We start from the raw sequence: 18,133 nt of genomic DNA, 5'->3' as shown, positions 1-18,133 counted from the left end.
GCTTGTCATGACGCAGCATCGCTTCACGCCGACGCAGTATTGGAACGTGATCGGCACCGTGCCGCCAGTGCTCGAACTCGCGAGCGGCGACAGCGTCGTCACCACGACGCTCGACGCCGCCGGCTTCGATGGCGAGGGCGTGCAGCGTGCCCCGCGCGGCAACCCGATGACGGGGCCTTTCGCGGTCGCGGGCGCCGCGCCGGGCGACGCGCTGCTGGTGACGATCCGGCGGATGACGCCGAACCGGCGCACCGGCTGGACCTACGCGCCGCTGGCCCCCGGTGTCCTCGATCCGGCCGCTCTCGCCGGAATGCCCAGGCAGGAGCGCCACGAATGGGCTATCGATGCCCAGGCCGGCACGGTGTCGCTGCTCGATCCCTCGCCCCGCATCCGCGACTGGCGGTTTCCGCTGCGGCCGATGCTCGGGTGCTTCGGCGTCGCGCCCGATCGGGGCCAGGCGATCTCCACCGCCACGAGCGGTCCCCATGGCGGCAATATGGATTACCGGCTGTTCGGCCCCGGCGCCACCATCGCCTTTCCCGTCTTCGCCGAGGGCGGGCTGTTCTTTCTTGGCGACGGCCATGCCAGCCAGGGCGATGGCGAGATCGCCGGCACCGGCGTGGAGACCAGCTTCGAGGTCGAGTTCAGCGTCGAGTTGCGCAAGGGGCTGCCCCTCCGCTGGCCGCGCTGCGAGACGGAGACCGACGTGCTGGTGATCGCCAGCGGGCGGCCGCTCGACCAGCCGCTGCAGTTCGCGACGACGGAGATGCTGCGCTGGGCGGGCGAGGCCCTGGGTGTCGACGCGGTCGAGGCGAGCCACCTGCTCGGCCAGGCGGTGCGCTACGACGTCGCCAACGTCTTCAACCCGGCGTATTGCGTCGCCTGCCGGCTGGAGAAGACTGCGATCACGCAGGCGATGTCGCTGCGCGGCGCCGGCTGAAGCCGGCGCTCAGGCGCCGACCTTCGCCAGCACGTCGGCCCGCAGGAAGCGCTCGATGAACAGCATGAACAGGACCGAGGGCACGAGCAGGATCAGCGCCGTGATCGAGGCAACCTGGTAGTTGCCGCCCATCGCCGCATTGTAGAGCAGCAGCGGCAGCGTCGTGACCTGCGGCACGCCGACGAAGAAAGTGCCGGTGAACTCGTCGAGCGATTCCAGGAAGACGAAGATGCCGCTGGCGATGATGCCAGGGGCTGCGAGCGGCAGCGTCACCGAAAAGAAGGTCTTCATCGGCGAGGCCCCGATGTTGCGCGCCGCCAGTTCCAGATCCTTGTCGACCGCCCCGAACGCCGCCGCCGCGATCCAGACCGAATAGACCAGCCCATGCGCGGCATGGACCAGCACCACCGCGAAGACCGTGCCGTTTATGCCGAGCTGGTAGAAGACGCGCGCGACGTTGATGTAGATCGCGACCGAGGGGAAGGCTTGCGGCAGCAGGAACAGCACCATGAACAGCGCCCGCGCCGGCAGCTTCAGCCGCGCCAGCGCGTAGCCGGCCGGGATCGAGAGCGCGAGCGCCACCACGACCGTCAGCACCGCGATCCAGACCGAGGTGCCGAGCGAGGCCATGGCGTCCCCGGTCGGGCGGAAGACCTGCTCCCAATAGCGCGTGCCGTAGACGACCGGCAGCTTGTAGGGCGTGTACCAGCGCTCGGCGACCGACCAGAGCGCAAGATTGGCCAGCGGGCCGATCAGCACGAAGGCGAAGGCCGCGAGCAGGAAGGCCGCGAGCGCCGTCTTCAGCGAGGAGGCGAGGCGGATCACCGTGTGCTCTCCTGCGACATGCCGCGTTTCAGATAGATGATCGCCGCCCCCGCCGAGAGCAGGTAGGTGATGACGCCGAGCGCGTTGGCCGTGGAGTAATCGCCATAGGCATTGATGCGGAAGGCCATGTCGACCGTCAGCATGGTCGGCTGCGAGCCGGACACCATCATCGGCACCGAGAGGACCGAGAGCATCGTCACGAAGGAGAGGACGAGCGCGACGAGGAGCTGCGGCATCACCTGCGGCAGGGCGAGTTCGACCAGCACCCGCAGCCGCGAGGCGCCGAGATTGCGGCCGGCCTCCAGCGTCGCGCGGTCGAGCGAGGCGAGCGCGCCAGCCAGCAGCAGCGCGACGAAGGGCGTCTGCTTCCAGACGAAGGTGGCGATGATGCCGCGCCAGTCGAGGAAGCTGACCGCCTGCAGCGGCTCCATCAGCCCGAGCGAGACGAAGGTGTTGTTCATCAGCCCGTTCTTGGCGAGGAAGGTGCGCATGCACTGCGCCGCCACGATGAAGGGGATGAAGAGGGGCCAGCGATAGAGCGCCTTCAGCGTGCCGACGATGTAGCGGTTCTCTCCCAGCGTCAGCGTGCCGGCGATGACGACCGCCATGAGGCCCGTGAGCAGGCAGGAGGAGAGGACGATGACGACGGTGAAGACCACGTCGCCGGAATAGAGCTCCCAGGCCTTGCGGAACGACCCGAGCGAGAAACCGCCATCGGGGCCGGTGAAGGCCGAGACCAGCGAGAAGCTGAGCGGATACAGGAACAGCGCCGCAACGAGCGCAAGGCCGGGCGCGATCAGCAGCAGAGCGAGGTTGCGTTGTGAGAGGGGCATGCGGCGCGGCTTTTCGGCAGGGGCGGGATGTCATCCCGGACGCAGCGAAGCGGAGATCCGGGACCCATGCCGGAACGGCTCAGGCATGGATCCCGGATCGGTGTCGCTGACGCGACTTGTCCGGGATGACGCGGTCTCTCTCCGCCTCATCCCGGCAGGCGAACCTCAGTTCGCGACCTTCTTCTCGTAGCCCTCGAGAATGTCGTTGAAGTAGGGCGCGATCGGGAAGGGCTTGGCGTTCTTCGACAGATCGGTGGGCGTGATGTCCGTGAAGAGCTTGTCCCAGGCGGCCTTGTCGAGCTTGCCCTCGAGGTTCTTGGCGTCGATGCCCGGATACCAGTTGAACTTCTTGACGATGCCGTCCGCCTGCACCTGGGGGCTGGTGGCGAGCGCGATGAACTCCTCCGCCAGCTTTCGCTGAGCCGACTTCTCCGGCACCGCATAGTACATCGGCTGGCCCGGCATGCCCGGCGCGGCGAGCTTCAGCTTCATGTTCGGCGGCAGCTTGCCGTCGGCCTGCCAGGAATAGAACATGTCGACCCAGACAGGCCCCATCGCGATCTCGCCGCGGTTGAGCATGTCGAGCGTGCCGGCATTGCCGGGGGTGATGACGGCGTTCTTGTTGAACTCCTTCAGCTCGGCGAAGGCAGTGTCCCATTTGGCCTTCTCGGCCGCGTCGTAGGGACCCTGCACCAGCTTGTTCGCATCGCCGCCGAAGGCGTAGACCCAGCCGGCGACGAAGGCGACGCCGGACATGCCGCCCTTGATGCCGTTATAGCCGAACTGCTTGGGGTTCTTCTTCGCCCAGTCCTTCAGCTCGGCGAAGCTGTTCGGCGGGGTCTTCAGCATGTCGGCGTTGTAGGCGAGTGCCGTCTGCGACTGGAACATCGGCATGACATAGCCGGAGACGTCCGCGCCGAGCGAATTCTTGGCGGCCTCGCTGGAGACGAGCTTGGCGGTGTCGATCTTGTCGGTGTACTTCGCCAACAGGCCGTCCTTGACCATCTGGCCGGCGGCCTTCTGGTGGATAACCACCACGTCGAAATCGGTGGTCGCAGAGCCCTTCTGGGCGTCCAGCTTCTCCAGGATCTTCTGGGACCCGGAATCGCCGGGGCCGGTGCCGACCGAGACGACCTTCACGCCGGGATGGGCCTTCTCGAACATCGGGCCGAGATAGTCCTTCACATAGTCGACCATATTCTGGTCGCCGGCGGAGGCGACATTGAGCGTCTGCGCCGAAAGCGGGGATGCCGCCATCAGCGCGGCGAGCGAGCAGGCAAGCGTGAGGATGCGCATCGTGTCCGACTCCTGTCAGGCGGAGATCCCGGCCTCGGATGCCGGGAAAATGTGAAGGCGCTGCAGCGGGATGCGCAGGCCGACCTTGGTTCCGAGTTCGTGACGGTCGGCGTCGTCGACCGTGATCTGGCGGCCGGCGGCCTCGACCTTGTAGCGATAGACGCCGCCGGGATAGGCGCGCGCCGCGATGGTGCCGGGCACGACGAGATCGCCGCCCGCGGCGGGAGCATCGGGCGCGCCGAGCCGCGCGACGTCGTCGCGGAAATAGGCCAGCGTCTCGCCGGCCGGCAGCGCCGAGGCCGGAGCGCCCGTGAGGATGGCACGGGCCTCGCCGGCGGCGACGGAGGCCTGGCCCTCGCCCTGCGTGACGACAAGCGGCAGCACGTTCTCCGCACCCATGAAATTCGCGACGAAGGCGCTCGCAGGGTGGTCGTAGACCTCCTCCGGCGTGCCGACCTGCGCGACGCGGCCGGCCTGCATGATGACCAGCCGGTCGGCCATGGTCATGGCCTCCTCGCGGTCATGCGTGACATGGACGGCGGTGAGGCCGAGCCGCTGCTGGATGGAGCGGATCTCGTGACGCATCACCATGCGGATCTTTGCGTCGAGATTGGAGAGCGGCTCGTCGAGCAGCAGGATGCCGGGGTCGATGGCGAGCGCACGTCCCAGGGCAACCCGCTGGCGCTGGCCTCCGGACAGAGCCGTGACCTTGCGATCCTCATAGCCGGCGAGGCCGAGGAAACGCAGCATCTCGCCGACCTTGGCGGCGATCTCCGCCTTCGACCTGCCGCGCAGCTTGAGCCCGTAGCCGATGTTCTGCAGCACGGTCATGTGCGGCCAGAGCGCATAGGACTGGAAGACCATCGCCATGCCGCGCTTCTCGGGCGGCAGGCCGGCGACATTGCTGCCGCCAACGACGATGGAGCCGCTCTCGACGGGGACGAAGCCAGAGAGCGAGCGCAGCAAGGTGGTCTTGCCGCAGCCGGAGGAGCCGAGCAGCGCCGTGAAGCTGCCGGGCGCGAAGTCGAGATCGACGCCGTGCAGCACGCGAGTGCCGCCATAGGCGACCTGAAGACCGCGCACGGCGATGGCCGAGCCACTGCCCGTTCTGGCTTGCGTCACCGGCTGCAAGGCGCCACTCCTGATTTCCTCTGGCGTCAGCGAATTGGAATATTTCTTCCATTGCCGATCTGTTTGATACAAACATTGCATCGGCAAGGGCCTATCTGCAAGGGATTTGTGAAACTCCGATGACAGCGACGATTCATTCGATCTGGCTGATGCCGGTGGCTCCCGACGAGGCCCTGCTGGCCGGCATCGTGACCGAGCTCTCAGTGCGGTTCGGCACACCGGTTTTCGCGCCGCATCTGACCGTGCTGGGCGATAGCGAGACGGCCGCCGAGCGCCTGCGCCAGGCGATCCAAGCGGCGGCCGGCCAGGTCACGGCGTTTGCCGAAGACGTCCGCGCAGTCGAGACCAGCGAGAGCTATTTCCGCTCGTTCTATGCGCGCTTTGCCGTGGCGCCCTCGCTGGCGCGGTTGAAGCAGGCGCTCGATCCGCAAGGGCTCGACAGCTTCATGCCGCATGTCTCGCTGCTGTACGGGGCGGTCGAGGCCGCCGCGAAAGCGGCGGCGGCGCGGGAGATCGGCGAGCGGCTGGCAGGACGGAGCCTCCGCTTCGACCGGCTCTGCGTCGTCACCTCGGGGCAGCACATCCCGATCGCGGACTGGCGGGTTGCGGCAGCGGCGCCGCTGGCCGGGGCATAGGGCCGACCAGGCTGTCACGGAAATGCTGGTCATCCCTGGCGAAGCGGAGCGGAGACCCGGGATCCAGCCGGAACCGTTCAGGCATGGATCCCGGATCGGAGCCGCTGTGCGGCTTGTCCGGGATGACGCGGTCCTGCCGTATGGGAGAGCGCGCCCGTCGAACGCCTACTCCCCCGTCAGCTCCCGGTTGCGGCGGCTGACTTCCTCGCTGTAGCGCTTGATCGCATGCGCCTCGCTGAGAATGCCGACGAGCCGGCGGCTGCCGCGGTCGGCCACCACCGGCAGGGCCTCGCTTTCGGCCTCGTCGAAGAGCTTGAGCGTGTCGCGGACCGACATGTTGGAGAGCAGCATCCTGTCGGGATTGCGCAGGAGATCGCGGATCGTGACGGGCTTGGGCGCATCGGCATTGCCGTCCAGCGCGAGCTCCGGATCATAGAGCGCGCCGGGCGAGACCATGCCGGCATAGGCGTCGCCGGGACCCACGGCCACGAGATAGTTGGTGGAACCCGGCGGATACTTCAGCCGCGCCTCGGCAATCGTGGCCGCGACATCGATCTTGGGCACCTCCAGTCGCATCATGCTGCCGGCCGTCAGGTCGCGGATCCAGCCGACATCATAGGCGCCGCGGATACTCTCTCCGCGCAGATGGAACCGCCAGGTGGCGAAGGAGAAGCCGAAGAGCCGGCGCGTGACGAGCGAGGCCGCGCCGGCCGCGCCCATGACCGCGAGCGTCAGCTTGAGGTCGCCGGTCATTTCCAGCGCAAGCAGCGCCATCGTCATCGGCCCGCCGACGACCGAGACCGCGAGCGCGCTCATGCCGACCAGCGCGAAAAGGGTCTGATGGGCCGCGACATCGGGGAAGAGCAGCGAAAGCAGCCCTGCAAAGAGCCGCCCCGTCAGGACGCCGAGCAGCAGCGAGGCGAAGAACAGGCCGCCGCGAAAGCCGGCGCCGATCGAGACCGAGGAGGCCAGAGCCTTCGCGATCAGGACGAGCGCCAGCAGGCCGAGCCCGATCGGCGCACCGATGAACAGGTTGATCGCGCCGTGGCCGGCCGAGAAGACGTAAGGGTTCCAGATCGCAAGCCCGCCGACGACCAGTCCGCCGAAGGCAGGTCGCAGGTAGTTCGGGATGCGCGAGCGGCGGAAACCGGCCTCGACGAAGGCGGCCGCACGCATCACCACGATGCCGACGAGGCCGCAGGCGCCGCCCAGCAGCACGACGAGCGGCAGGTCGGCGATGGTGATCTGTCCGACCGGCGGCACTTCGATCGCGAGCAAGGCAGGCGCGATCAGATCATGCGTCACCGTCGCCATGAAGGTCGCGGCCATGACCGGCACGAAGACGGCGATCGAGTAGCTGCCGAGGATCAGCTCGAAGGCATAGAAGGCGCCGGTCAGCGGGGCGTTGAAGGCGGCGCCGATCGCGCCGCCCGCGGCGCAGCCGACGATGAGACGCATATCCGCCCGCCGCAGCCGCAGGCGCCGGCCGAGATGGGAAGCGAAGCCCGAGGCCGCCTGCGTATAGCCGGCTTCCAGCCCGACCGAGGCGCCCGAGCCGCTGGAGCCGATCGTCTGCAGCGCCAGAGCGATGCTGTCGCGCATCGACATCCGCCCGCCATGCAGCGCGTTGGCCTCGATCGGGTCGATCGGGGCGCTGCGCCGGCGGAAGAAGAGCCAGGTCGACAGGCCGATCACCAGCCCGCCGAGGACGGGGCCGGCCAGGGCGCGCCATGGCGGAATGCCCTCCGACACCGAAAGATGCTCGCCGCGGCCGATGCCGAAGATGAGCTCGTGCAGGGCCTGTGTCGCCGCGGACATCGCGACGACGATGAGGCCCGCCATCACGCCGACGAGCGAGGCGAGGATGACGATCCCGATCTCGTTCGAGCGGATGAAGGCGCGCAAGCCCCCCTGCGGCGGATCGGCCGGAGCGGTGGCGGGTTCGGAGGCTTTGACCGTGATCACGAAAAGGGCTCGCCCGGAAGGATCGGCACTTGTCGGCCCGCGGTTCGCACATCGCCGGCTCGAGAACAAGGCGAAGCTGCGCGCTTTGCCGGGTTTGGTGCGGAAACCGGGCGTTCGCGGGGTTCTGCCGGCTCCTGCGGATTGTTCCATGCTCCACACGCATGACGGAGCAGAGGCCCCCGCGATTGCCTGTCATGATTCCAAGGTAGAGCGTTCAGCGCCTTCAGCGGTGCGGTAGCGCACGGAAGAGTGAGAGTTCCTATGCCCCTGCGCCCGCAGAGCCGCCGCCAGTTCCTCTCCTCGACAGGGATGCTGCTGCTCGCCGCCTCGATGCCGGCCAGCGCCGCCGAGCATTCCGGAACGTTGCCCTGGCGGCCCTTCGCGGCCCTTCCGCCCGATCCGCTGCCCGGCGGGCGCTGGTATGTGTTCACGCCGGAGGAGGCGCGCACCGTCGAGGCGATCGTCGATCGCATCGTGCCGTCCGACGATCTCAGCATCGGCGGCAAGGAAGCGGGCTGCGCCAGCTTCATCGACCGGCAGCTCGCCGGCAGCTACGGCACCTCCGACCGGCTCTACATGCAGGGGCCGTTCATGCCGGGGCTGCCGACCCAGGGCTATCAGGGCAGCGCCGCGCCGGCTGCCCGCTATCGGGACGGCCTTGCCGCGCTCAACAAGCACAGCCGCGACAAGCTCGGCGGCAAGGCCTTCTTCGAACTGGCGCCGGCCGAGCAGGACCAGGTCCTCAAGGATTTCGAGGCCGGCAAGGTCGAATACAAGGCCTCCGCCGGCTTCTTCAACCTCGTGCTGCAGAACACGATGGAGGGCTTCTTCGCCGACCCGATCTATGGCGGCAACAAGGACATGGCCGGCTGGAAGTTCATCGGCTTCCCCGGCGCCCGCTATGACTACCGCGACTATGTCACGGCCCATAACAAGCCCTTCCCGCTGCCGCCGCTCTCGATCGGCGGCCGGCCGGAATGGAAGACCGGAAGCCGGTAGGCGGGAGCGTTCGAGATGGTGAGAAAACTGCCCCGCAAGGATGCCGTGATCATCGGCCTGGGCTGGACCGGCGCGATCCTCGGCCATGAGCTGACCGATGCCGGCCTCGATGTCGTCGCGATCGAGCGCGGCCCCTGGCGCGACACGGCGACCGACTTCAACGTCGCCTACGCGCCCGACGAGCTGCGCTACGCCGTGCGCAAGGACCTGTTCCTGCAGCCGGCGCAGGAAGCGATGACGATGCGCAACAACGTCTCGCAGACCGCGCTGCCGATGCGCGACTACGGCTCCTTCCTGCCCGGCCATGGCGTCGGCGGCGCCGGCACGCACTGGAACGGCCACACCTGGCGCTTCTTCCCGAGCGATTTCCGGCTGAAGTCCCATCTCACCGAGCGCTATGGCGCCGAGCGGGTGCAGGATCTCCAGATCCAGGATTGGGGCGTCAGCTACGACGAACTCGAAAGCGCCTTCGACCGCTTCGAGTATCTCTGCGGCATCTCCGGCAAGGCCGGCAACCTGAACGGCACGATCCAGGATGGCGGCAATCCCTTCGAGGGGCCGCGCAAGCGCGACTATCCGCTGCCGCCGATGCAGATGACCTATGCCCCGACGCTGTTCGCGGAAGCGGCGCGGGCGAAGGGGCTGCATCCCTTCCCGACGCCCTCGGCCAATCTCTCGGGTGCCTATGTCAATCCGCTCGGCGTCGCGATGGGGCAATGCACCTTCTGCGGCCATTGCGAGCGCTTCGGCTGCGCGAACTACTCGAAGTCGAGCGCGCATACGACCGTGCTGCCGGTGCTGATGCGCAAGTCGAACTTCGAGGCGCGCACGGAATGCGAGGTGCTGAAGATCAACCTTGCGCCGGACGGCAAGAGCGCAACCGGCGTGACCTATATCGACGTCAACGGCGAGATCTTCGAGCAGCCGGCCGACATCGTGCTCCTCAACGCCTATGGCCTGTTCAACGTCCGGCTGATGCTGCTCTCGGGCATCGGCAAGCCCTATGATCCGTCGACCGGCGAAGGCGTGGTGGGCCGCAACTACTGCTACCAGACCAATGCCGGCACGCAGGTCTTCTTCGAAGGCAAGCACATGAACCCGTTCATCGCCGCCGGCGCGCTCGGCCAGACGGTGGACGACTACAATGGCGATGCCTTCGACCATGGCGCGCTCGACTTCGTCGGCGGGGCCGGCCTCAACTGTATCCCCACCAATGGCCGGCCGATCCAGTACCGGCCCGTACCGCCCGGCACGCCGCGCTGGGGCTCGGAATGGAAGAAGGCGACGAAGGCCTACTACAACAACACGCTGACCTTCTCGTCTCAGGGATCGTCCTACGCGACGCGCGGCAATTATCTCGACCTCGACCCGACCTACAAGGATCGCTTCGGCCGCCCGCTGCTGAGGATCACCTTCGACTTCCCGGATAACGACATCCGCATGTCGAACTGGATCAGCGGCCGCATGCAGGAGATCGCCGACCAGCTCGGCGGCAAGCAGGCCGTGGTCGCCAGGGCTCGCAAGGGCTGGAATTCCGTGCCCTATCAGAGCACGCACAACACCGGCGGCGCGATCATGGGCACCGATCCGAACACCAGCGCGGTCAACCGGCATCTGCAGAGCTGGGACGTGCCGAACGTCTTCGCCATCGGCGCCTCTGCCTTCCCGCAGAACGCCGGCAAGAACCCGACCGGGCCGGTGGGCGCGCTGGCCTATTGGGCGGCGGATTCGATCCGAAACCACTACCTCAAGAACCCTGGCAGGCTGGTGGAAGCATGAAGACGGCAGCGCTCTTCGCCGGCCTCGCGGCCGCCACTCTGGTCGGCACGGCAGGCTTCGCCTCCGACCTGTTCGACCGGATCGAGGCCGGCCGCTACCAGGCGATCCTGGGCGACTGTTCGGCCTGTCACACCCGGCCCGGGGGCAAGCCCTTCGCTGGCGGCGAGCCGCTGGAGACGCCCTTCGGCAGGCTCGTGCCCTCCAACATCACGCCCGATCCGGAAACCGGCATTGGCCGCTGGAGCTACGAGGATTTCCGCAGCGCGCTGAAGCGCGGCATCGGCAAGGACGGCAAGCGGCTCTATCCGGCGATGCCCTACCCCGCCTATTCCTCGATGAGCGATTCCGACATCGCCGATCTCTGGGCCTATTTCCAGAAGGTCGAGCCGGTCTCCAACCGCGTCGTCTCCAACCAGCTGCCCTTCCCCTTCAGCATCCGCACCGTGATGGCAGGCTGGAACCTGCTGAACTTCTCGCCGAAGGAATTCCAGTCCGACCCGGCCAAGTCTGCCGAATGGAACCGCGGTGCCTATCTCGTCAACGGAGCCGGTCATTGCGGCACCTGTCATACGCCGCGGAGCCTGACCGGAGCCGACAAGGGCGGGGAGTTCCTGCGCGGCGGCAATCTGCAGGACTGGTTCGCGCCGAGCCTGACCGGCGACCCGCACAAGGGCATCGGCGCCTGGTCGAAGGACGACGTCGTCGCTTATCTCAAGACCGGGGCGAACCGCTTCGACATCGCCTCGGGTCCGATGGCCGAGGCGGTGGCTCAATCGACCAGCAAATGGGCGGATTCCGACCTCCAGGCCGTCGCGACCTATCTGAAGGACGTGAAGAGTGACGGCACAGCTGCGCCGAAGCCTGTCGCGGCCGACGAGCAGGCGATGGTCAGCGGCAAGGCGGTCTATTTCGACCGCTGCTCTGCCTGTCACGTCTCCTCTGGACAGGGCCAGCCCTCGCTCTTCCCGACGCTGGCCAAGGCGCCCCTCGTGAACAGCACCGACCCGAGCTCCCTGATCCGGGTGGTGCTGGCGGGCAGCCAGGCGGTCGGCACGGCGGCCAAGCCGACGACCCCCGCGATGCCGTCCTTCGCCTGGAACCTCGACGACGCGGCAGTGGCCAACGTCCTGACCTATGTCCGCAACAGCTGGGGCAATGCGGCACCGGCCGTGACACCGGGTCAGGTGAAGGACATGCGGGCGAGCTTGCGGAAGTAGCGCCCATCGGCCCTTCCGCGCCGTCATTGCGAGGAGCGCAGCGACGCAATCCAGGGGGGTGGAGCGCACCCGCCCCCCTGGATTGCTTCGCTGCGCTCGGAATCACGATGATGCGTGCGGCGGGCGGAAGAGCACTCAATCGACCGGCACGCCGAGCCCCGCCTTGACCCGGTCCATCGCCACGAAGCTGCGGAACTTGCGGATGTTGGGGTTGGCGAAGAACAGCCGGCGCGTCAGCGCCTCATAGGCCGCCATGCTCGGCACCAGCACGACCAGCATGAAGTCGACCTCCCCGGTGACGTAGTAGCATTGCTGGACTTCCGCAGCCGCGAGGAAGGCGTTCTTTGCGGCATCGATGTCGGGCGCGGTTTCGCTCACCAGCTCGACCTCGACGAAGATCGTGATCGGGTGGCCGAGCGCGGCAGGGTCGACCACCGCGACATTGGCGCGGATGATTCCTTGCGCCTCCATCCGCCGGATACGGCGCTGCACCGCCGGCGCCGACAGATTGACCCTCTCCCCGATCACCCGCTGCGGAATGGAATTGTCCTGCTGCAGGATGGCGAGGATCGCCCTGTCGAAGGCGTCGAGGCGAGAGTCCGTTTCAGGCATGGGTCTTGTCGCGATCCGAACTTGCACGGGTCCGGCGAGAATGCAGCGTTCTTTTCGCCGCGATTGCAATATCCATTCGCCAACGATGATGGCGAGGCCCCCGATGCTGCTGCTCAACACCCATCCCGACTACAAAAGCGATCTCGATCCGAGAGACCTCGCCATGCTAGGCCCCGACGGGGCCGCAGCCATTGGCCGGCATCTGGCGGCGCGGGAGAACCCGATGCCGACGCCGCTCCGCGCGCTGCCGGGGCTGGCTGCCGCGCTGGGGATCGGCGCGCTCTTCGTCAAGGATGAGGGCCAGCGGCTCGGTCTGGGCAGCTTCAAGGCGCTGGGCGGCGCCTATGCGGTGATCCGGCTCGCGATCGAGGAGGCCTCGCGTCAGCTGGGGCGGCAATTCGACGATGCCGACATCGCCGATCCGGCCCTGCGCAAGGCGGCGGCGACGATGACTTTCGCCTGCGCGACGGATGGCAACCATGGCCGGTCGGTGGCGCAGGGCGCCGGACTCGTCGGAGCCAAGGCCGTGATCTTCGTGCATGGCGGGGTGAGCGCGGAGCGGGTCGCGGCCATCGCCCGCTTCGGCGCCGAGATGGTGCGCGTCGCCGGAACCTATGACGACTCGGTTAGGGAGGCTGCGCGCGTCGCGACCGAGCGCGGCTGGACCGTCGTCTCCGATACCTCATGGGAGGGCTATGAGCGCATTCCAGGGCTGGTGATGCAGGGCTACACGGCGATCGCAAGCGAGGCGTTCGCCCAGCTTCCGCAGGCTCCGACCCATGTCTTCGTCCAGGCCGGCGTCGGGGGGATCGCCGCAGCGATGGCGGCACAGATGGCGACGCATTATGGCCCCGCCCGGCCGCTCTTCACCGTGGTCGAACCCGAGCTGGCGGCCTGCCTCTTCGAGGCGGCGCGCCAGGGCCGGCCGGTGACGATCGCGCATGGCAAGCCGACCGTCATGGCGATGCTGGAATGCTACGAGCCCTCCCCGATCGCGCTGCGCGTGCTGTATCGCGCCGCCGACGCCTTCATGACCGCGACCGATGCCGATGCCGTGGAGGCGATGAACCGCCTCGCCCGCCCGACCGCCGGCGATTCCGCCATCGTCGCGGGCGAAAGCGGAGCGGCAGGGCTTGCCGGATTGCTGGCCGCGATGCGGGACCCCGAAGCCCGCACCGCCTTGAAGCTCGATGCCCGCTCGCGGGTGCTGCTGATCAATACGGAAGGCGCGACCGATCCGGCCCGCTATGCCGAGCTGGTCGGCCTCTCTCCCGAACAGGTGCTGGCGGGAGCCGCATGAGCGACCTGCCCGCCCTGCCCTTGCAGGCGCTCGGCCCGGCATCGTAGCAGGGTCTTGCGGCGCGGCATGCGGGCCGCGCCGGAGGCGCCCGATGAAGCTTCGTCCCGACACGCTGGCGATGACCGCCGTCCTCGCCATGCTGACGGCGCTCGGGCCGCTCTCGACCGATTTCTACCTGCCCTCCCTGCCCGAGATCGTGCGCGTCATGGGCACGGATGTCGCCGGGGCGCAGGCGACGCTCTCCTCCTTCCTCTTCGGCTTCGCCGCCGGGCAGATCGTCTGGGGGCCGCTGTCCGACCGCATCGGCCGCAAGCCGATCCTGCTCGCCGGGCTCGGCCTCTTTGCTCTGGCGACGCTCGCCTGCGCCATCGCTCCCTCGATCGGCGCGCTGACGGCCGCGCGCGCCCTGCAGGCGCTGGGCGCCTCGGGCCCGATCGTGCTGGGCCGCGCCATGGTGCGCGACCTTTATGAAGGCCCGCGTGCCGGCAAGGAGCTGGCGCGGATGGGCATGATCATGGGGCTGGTGCCGGCGGTCGCGCCGGTGCTCGGCGGCGTGCTGCAGGTCGCCTTCGGCTGGCGCTCGACCTTCGTCGCCTCGCTGGTCTTTGCGCTGGCACTGACCGCGGTGATCGTCGCGGTGATGCCGGAAACGCTGCGGCAGCGCTCGCCCCAGCCGCTCTCGGTCAAGGCGATCTTCGGCGGCTACGGCGTCCTGCTCCGCAACCGTGCCTTCCGCGTCTATGTCGCCCTGACGGCGCTCGCCTATGCCGGGCTGTTCGCTTTCATCTCGGGCTCCTCCTTCGTTCTGAGCGGCGTTTACGGGCTGACGCCGGTGCAGTACGGCTTCTCCTTCGCCTTCGGCGTGCTCGGCTTCATCGGCGGAACGATCCTGGCGCAGCGGCTCGTCGGCTCGCGCGGCATGGACGGGGTGCTGGGGCTCGGCGTGCTGTTCCTCGCGCTCGGCGGCCTGCTCATGCTCGGCAGCGTCGCGACCGGAGCCGGAGGAGCGGTCGGCATCGCCCTGTCCTGGGCCGTCTATGCCTGCGGAGTCGGGCTCACCATGCCGCAGGCCCAGGCCTCGGCGATGATGCCGTTTCCGGACCGGGCCGGTGCGGCCTCCTCCTTCAATGGACTGTGCCAGATGCTGCTCTCGGCCTGCGTCGGGCTGCTCGTCGGCCACCTGCTGAAGGGCTCCGCCCTGCCGCTGCCGCTCGTGATGTCGGCACTCGGCCTCGCGGCCTTCGCCACCTTCAAGCTGAGTGCGGGGATCCGGGCGGCGAAGCGCTGAACGCGGATACCGAAGGCTACCCGCCGAAGAGCCGCTCGAGGAAGTTCTTCTCCTGCGGCGCCGGCGGCGCCCAGGCCCTGTCGCTGCTCGGCGGCGCCTCGTTCGGCTGCCGGGCATCGGCCACCGGCGCACCGGTGTCGAGCGGGCGCGGGGCGCCCTGCCAGAAGCCGCCCGGCAGCGGGATCGGCTGCGAGCCGACATGGGCCGCCTTCATGAACTTGCCCCAGATCTCTCCCGGCAATCCGCTGCCCGTGACGCGCTTCATGTTGGAGTTGTCGTCGTTGCCGACCCAGACGGCGGTGACCAGCTTGGCGGTGAAGCCGACGAACCAGGCGTCGCGGAAGTCCTGCGTCGTCCCAGACTTGCCGCCGACCTGCCAGCCGGGAATGTTGAACTTGGCGCCGGTGCCGCCGGTCATCACGCCGTTGAACATCGTGTCCATCATGGCGAGATATTGCGGCTGGATCACCTGGCCGAGATTGGCCCCCTTGCGGGCATAGACCACCTTGCCATCGGTCTGGCGCACCTCGCGGATGACATAGGGCAGAACGGACTGCCCCCCATTGGCGAAGGTCGCGTAGGCTGCCGTCATCTCCAGCGGCGTCACCTCGGAGGTGCCGAGCGCAAGCGACAGATTGGGCTGCAGCGCCGAGGTGATACCCAGGCGCTGGGCCGTGCGGATGACCTCCTTCGGCGTCACCTCCTGGATCAGCCGGGCCGCGACCGTGTTGAGCGAGTGCTGCATCGCCGTCGCCAATGTCACCGGGCCGCGATAGTTGCGCGAGTAGTTCTCCGGCTCCCATCCCTTGATCGAAACCGGCGCGTCGTCGCGGATCGTGTCCGGCGTCAGGCCCTTCTCCATCGCTGTCAGATAGACGAAGGGCTTGAAGGAGGAACCGGGCTGACGCTTGGCGGCGGTGGCGCGGTTGAACTGGCTGCGAGTGTAGTCGCGCCCGCCGATCAGCGCGCGCAGCGCGCCGTCCGGCGCGAGCGAGACGACCGCGCCCTGCGAGGCGTGGAGCTTTGCCCCCTGCGCCGACAGCGCATCGACCAGGGTGGTCTCGGCCGAGGCCTGCAGCCTGGAATCGATCGTGGTCAGCACGGTGACGTCGCCATCGACCGCGCCGATGAAGTCGTCCAGCACATCCATCACATAGTCGGCCGCATAGTTGACCGAGCCGGCACCGATGCGCTCGGGCACCTCGGCCGGGGCCGTCAGCGCGGTCTTGGCCGCGTCCTGCGTGATGAAGCCCTGATCGGCCATCGCGGCGATGACGAGCTGGGCGCGCTTTTCGGCGAGCTCCGGATTGCGGTTCGGCGCCAGCCGCGAGGGCGCCTGGACGAGACCCGCCAGCATCGCGGCCTCGGCGATCGTCACCGAGCGGGCCGACTTGTTGAAGTAACGCTGCGCCGCCGCCTCGACGCCATAGGCGCCGGAGCCGAAATAGACGCGGTTGAGATAGAGCTCGAGGATCTGGTTCTTGCTGTAGGTCCGCTCCAGCCAGAGCGACAGGATCGCCTCCTGGATCTTGCGGGAAGCGGTGCGCTCCTGCGTCAGGAACAGGTTCTTGGCGAGCTGCTGGGTGAGGGTCGAGCCGCCCTGAACGCCGCTGCGACCACGCAGATTGTTGACCACCGCGCGGGTGATGCCGATCGGATCGATGCCGAAATGGTCGTAGAAGCGGCGGTCCTCGATCGCGACGAAGGCCTTGGGCAGATAGGGCGGCACCTCGCCGATGGTGACAGTGCGCCCGCCGGTCTCGCCGCGATTGGCGAGCAGGGAGCCGTCAGCCGCCAGAATCGCGATGTTCGGCGGCCGCTTCGGCACCGTGAGCTGATTGATCGGCGGCAATTGCGAGGCGTAGTAGGCGACGATGCCGCCCAGTCCGATCACGCACCAGAGGCCGAGCACCATCGTCCAGTAGATCAGACCGCCGAACAGCGAGCGGCGGCGCCGGCGGCGCTTGCCCGGGCTCTTGCCGCCGCCTCCGCCGCCATTGCCCCCACGCTTCGGCGGGTTGCGCAATTGCCGAGCCGGCTCTGGCCGTGCGGGTGCTGTGCGGAAGGGGGTGGCGCGGTCGTCTGGAGATAGGCGCATGTCACCGTCGTCGCGGCTCTCGCCACGCCCGTAGCCAAAGGAGGGCTCGCGCCGCTCGCCTCGTGAAATCCGGTCGTTCATCCTGTCCCGTTCGGCCGCCAGCCCCAGAGCCGGATACGGCCGGGCTCGATCGCCCGATCGGCTCTCGTCCGGACGCCCGTCAAAGCGGCTCCGTCAATGGGGATTTAAACATGGCGCTTTTAAGGGTTCGTAAAGCCTGGCCCGAGACCTGCGTGCGAAGGTCACGCTCCACCGTCGCGCGAACGTGATCAATCTTGCAATCACGCAATGGAAAGATGGCCACCCTGGGATATTGCGCAAAATCCTCCGGGCTGTCACCAAACTGCCGGACCTGCCGTATCGTTTCCCCGACAGAGGATACCCATGCTGACCTCCCTGAACCGCTATGCGCCGCATGCCCTTGGCGTTCTGCGCATCGTCACCGCGCTGATCTTCATCGCCCACGGCACCCAGAAGCTGTTCGGCTTCCCGGCGCTGCCGCCGAGCGGCAGCCTGCCGCCCGCCATGTCGATCTACTGGTTCGCGGGCGTTCTGGAACTCGTCGGCGGCCTGCTGATCCTCGTCGGCTTCCAGACCCGGATCGTCGCCTTCATCCTCTCAGGCCAGATGGCGGTCGCCTACTGGATGGCCCATGCGCCGAAGAGCCCCTTCCCCGTCCTGAACAGCGGCGACGCGGCGATCCTGTACTGCTTCGTCTTCCTGTACCTCGTCTTCGCAGGCGCCGGCGCCTTCGCGATCGACAAGGACAGCCGCGCCTGAGCTCGCCATCTGCTTCAAACGGAAAAGGCCCGCTTCCTCACGGAAGCGGGCCTTTTCATGTGGTGCAGGTGCTGGCGAATCAGACCGCGGCGGAAATCCAGCGGGAGAGATCGCTCTTGGGTGCGGCGCCGACCTTCTGGGAGGCGAGCTTGCCGTCCTTGAACAGCATCAGCGTCGGGATCGAGCGGATGCCGAACTGGGCCGGGATCTGCTGGTTCTCGTCGACGTTCATCTTCACGATCTTGACCTTGCCGTTCAGCTCGGTCGCGATCTCCTCGAGCGCCGGGCCGATCATGCGGCAGGGGCCGCACCATTCCGCCCAGAAATCGACCACGACCGGCTCGGACGACTTCAGCACGTCGGCCTCGAAGCTCTGATCGGTTACCTTGCTCGTCGCCATGGCTGGCTGCCTTTCGGTTCACGGTGGGCGGCAGC

Annotated in this window: 16 protein-coding genes; 8 read left to right on the top strand and 8 right to left on the bottom strand. The window is 67.8% G+C overall.

The features are described 5' to 3' along the window. Positions 1-7 precede the first annotated feature (7 nt). Positions 8-940, top strand: coding sequence for an acetamidase/formamidase family protein (locus tag BW981_RS13255; protein ID WP_076439862.1), 933 nt, complete (start codon positions 8-10; stop codon positions 938-940). A 9-nt stretch (positions 941-949) separates the two neighbouring features. On the opposite strand, the gene BW981_RS13250 is transcribed toward BW981_RS13255, so the two are convergent. The 4 genes from BW981_RS13250 to BW981_RS13235 form a co-directional block, all read right to left on the bottom strand. Beyond that, positions 950-1,762 carry an ABC transporter permease gene (locus tag BW981_RS13250; RefSeq protein ID WP_076439948.1) on the bottom strand — a complete coding sequence of 271 codons (813 nt, stop codon included), beginning with the start codon at positions 1,760-1,762 and terminating at the stop codon, positions 950-952. Continuing rightward, entirely contained in the window at positions 1,762-2,598 is an 837-nt protein-coding gene (locus BW981_RS13245) for an ABC transporter permease (RefSeq protein ID WP_076439860.1), read from the bottom strand. Before BW981_RS13245 ends, BW981_RS13250 begins: the two co-directional genes overlap by 1 nt. Positions 2,599-2,763: 165 nt before the next feature. After that, on the bottom strand, positions 2,764-3,894 hold the full coding sequence (locus BW981_RS13240) for an ABC transporter substrate-binding protein (protein ID WP_076439858.1): 1,131 nt from the start codon (positions 3,892-3,894) through the stop codon (positions 2,764-2,766). A 15-nt stretch (positions 3,895-3,909) separates the two neighbouring features. Next, positions 3,910-5,016 (bottom strand): ABC transporter ATP-binding protein, encoded by a 1,107-nt coding sequence (locus tag BW981_RS13235; protein ID WP_244560320.1) that lies wholly within the window; start codon positions 5,014-5,016, stop codon positions 3,910-3,912. A 128-nt stretch (positions 5,017-5,144) separates the two neighbouring features. Between BW981_RS13235 and BW981_RS13230 the strand changes: the two genes are divergently transcribed. Beyond that, complete coding sequence (locus BW981_RS13230; protein ID WP_076439856.1) at positions 5,145-5,660, top strand: 2'-5' RNA ligase family protein; 516 nt, start codon at positions 5,145-5,147, stop codon at positions 5,658-5,660. 165 nt (positions 5,661-5,825) lie between these two features. Here BW981_RS13230 and BW981_RS13225 read toward each other — a convergent pair whose 3' ends face one another. After that, positions 5,826-7,625, bottom strand: a complete 1,800-nt coding sequence (locus BW981_RS13225; protein WP_244560315.1) for a chloride channel protein — start codon at positions 7,623-7,625, stop codon at positions 5,826-5,828. A 261-nt stretch (positions 7,626-7,886) separates the two neighbouring features. Between BW981_RS13225 and BW981_RS13220 the strand changes: the two genes are divergently transcribed. From BW981_RS13220 to BW981_RS13210, 3 genes are read left to right on the top strand one after another with little or no spacing between them, the layout of a single operon-like run. Beyond that, on the top strand, positions 7,887-8,624 hold the full coding sequence (locus BW981_RS13220; RefSeq protein WP_076439854.1) for a gluconate 2-dehydrogenase subunit 3 family protein: 738 nt from the start codon (positions 7,887-7,889) through the stop codon (positions 8,622-8,624). 15 nt (positions 8,625-8,639) lie between these two features. Further along, positions 8,640-10,403 (top strand): GMC family oxidoreductase, encoded by a 1,764-nt coding sequence (locus BW981_RS13215; RefSeq protein WP_076439852.1) that lies wholly within the window; start codon positions 8,640-8,642, stop codon positions 10,401-10,403. After that, positions 10,400-11,620, top strand: a complete 1,221-nt coding sequence (locus BW981_RS13210) for a c-type cytochrome (RefSeq protein ID WP_076439850.1) — start codon at positions 10,400-10,402, stop codon at positions 11,618-11,620. The genes BW981_RS13215 and BW981_RS13210 overlap by 4 nt, the downstream gene beginning before the upstream one ends. Before the next feature lie 135 nt (positions 11,621-11,755). Here BW981_RS13210 and BW981_RS13205 read toward each other — a convergent pair whose 3' ends face one another. Next, complete coding sequence (locus BW981_RS13205; RefSeq protein WP_076439848.1) at positions 11,756-12,232, bottom strand: Lrp/AsnC family transcriptional regulator; 477 nt, start codon at positions 12,230-12,232, stop codon at positions 11,756-11,758. A gap of 103 nt (positions 12,233-12,335) precedes the next feature. Between BW981_RS13205 and BW981_RS13200 the strand changes: the two genes are divergently transcribed. After that, complete coding sequence (locus BW981_RS13200) at positions 12,336-13,532, top strand: diaminopropionate ammonia-lyase (protein ID WP_076439846.1); 1,197 nt, start codon at positions 12,336-12,338, stop codon at positions 13,530-13,532. Between the two features lie 91 nt (positions 13,533-13,623). Beyond that, positions 13,624-14,820 (top strand): multidrug effflux MFS transporter, encoded by a 1,197-nt coding sequence (locus tag BW981_RS13195; protein ID WP_076439844.1) that lies wholly within the window; start codon positions 13,624-13,626, stop codon positions 14,818-14,820. Positions 14,821-14,836: 16 nt separating this feature from the next. Here the strand turns inward: BW981_RS13195 and BW981_RS13190 are convergent, their stop codons facing one another. Beyond that, a complete protein-coding gene (locus BW981_RS13190) occupies positions 14,837-16,987 on the bottom strand; it encodes a transglycosylase domain-containing protein (protein ID WP_244560319.1) in 2,151 nt (716 codons plus the stop codon). Positions 16,988-17,302: 315 nt separating this feature from the next. Between BW981_RS13190 and BW981_RS13185 the strand changes: the two genes are divergently transcribed. Next, positions 17,303-17,698 carry a DoxX family protein gene (locus BW981_RS13185; RefSeq protein WP_076439840.1) on the top strand — a complete coding sequence of 132 codons (396 nt, stop codon included), beginning with the start codon at positions 17,303-17,305 and terminating at the stop codon, positions 17,696-17,698. Positions 17,699-17,777: 79 nt separating this feature from the next. Here the strand turns inward: BW981_RS13185 and trxA are convergent, their stop codons facing one another. Continuing rightward, on the bottom strand, positions 17,778-18,098 hold the full coding sequence (gene trxA, locus BW981_RS13180; RefSeq protein WP_038366779.1) for a thioredoxin: 321 nt from the start codon (positions 18,096-18,098) through the stop codon (positions 17,778-17,780). Between the last annotated feature and the right edge of the window lie 35 nt (positions 18,099-18,133).

The sequence above is a fragment of the Allobosea sp. TND4EK4 genome, from assembly GCF_900156025.1.
Taxonomy (GTDB): domain Bacteria; phylum Pseudomonadota; class Alphaproteobacteria; order Rhizobiales; family Beijerinckiaceae; genus Allobosea.
Note: the sequence above shows the minus strand (reverse complement) of the source record. Positions and strands in the feature narration are given on the sequence as shown.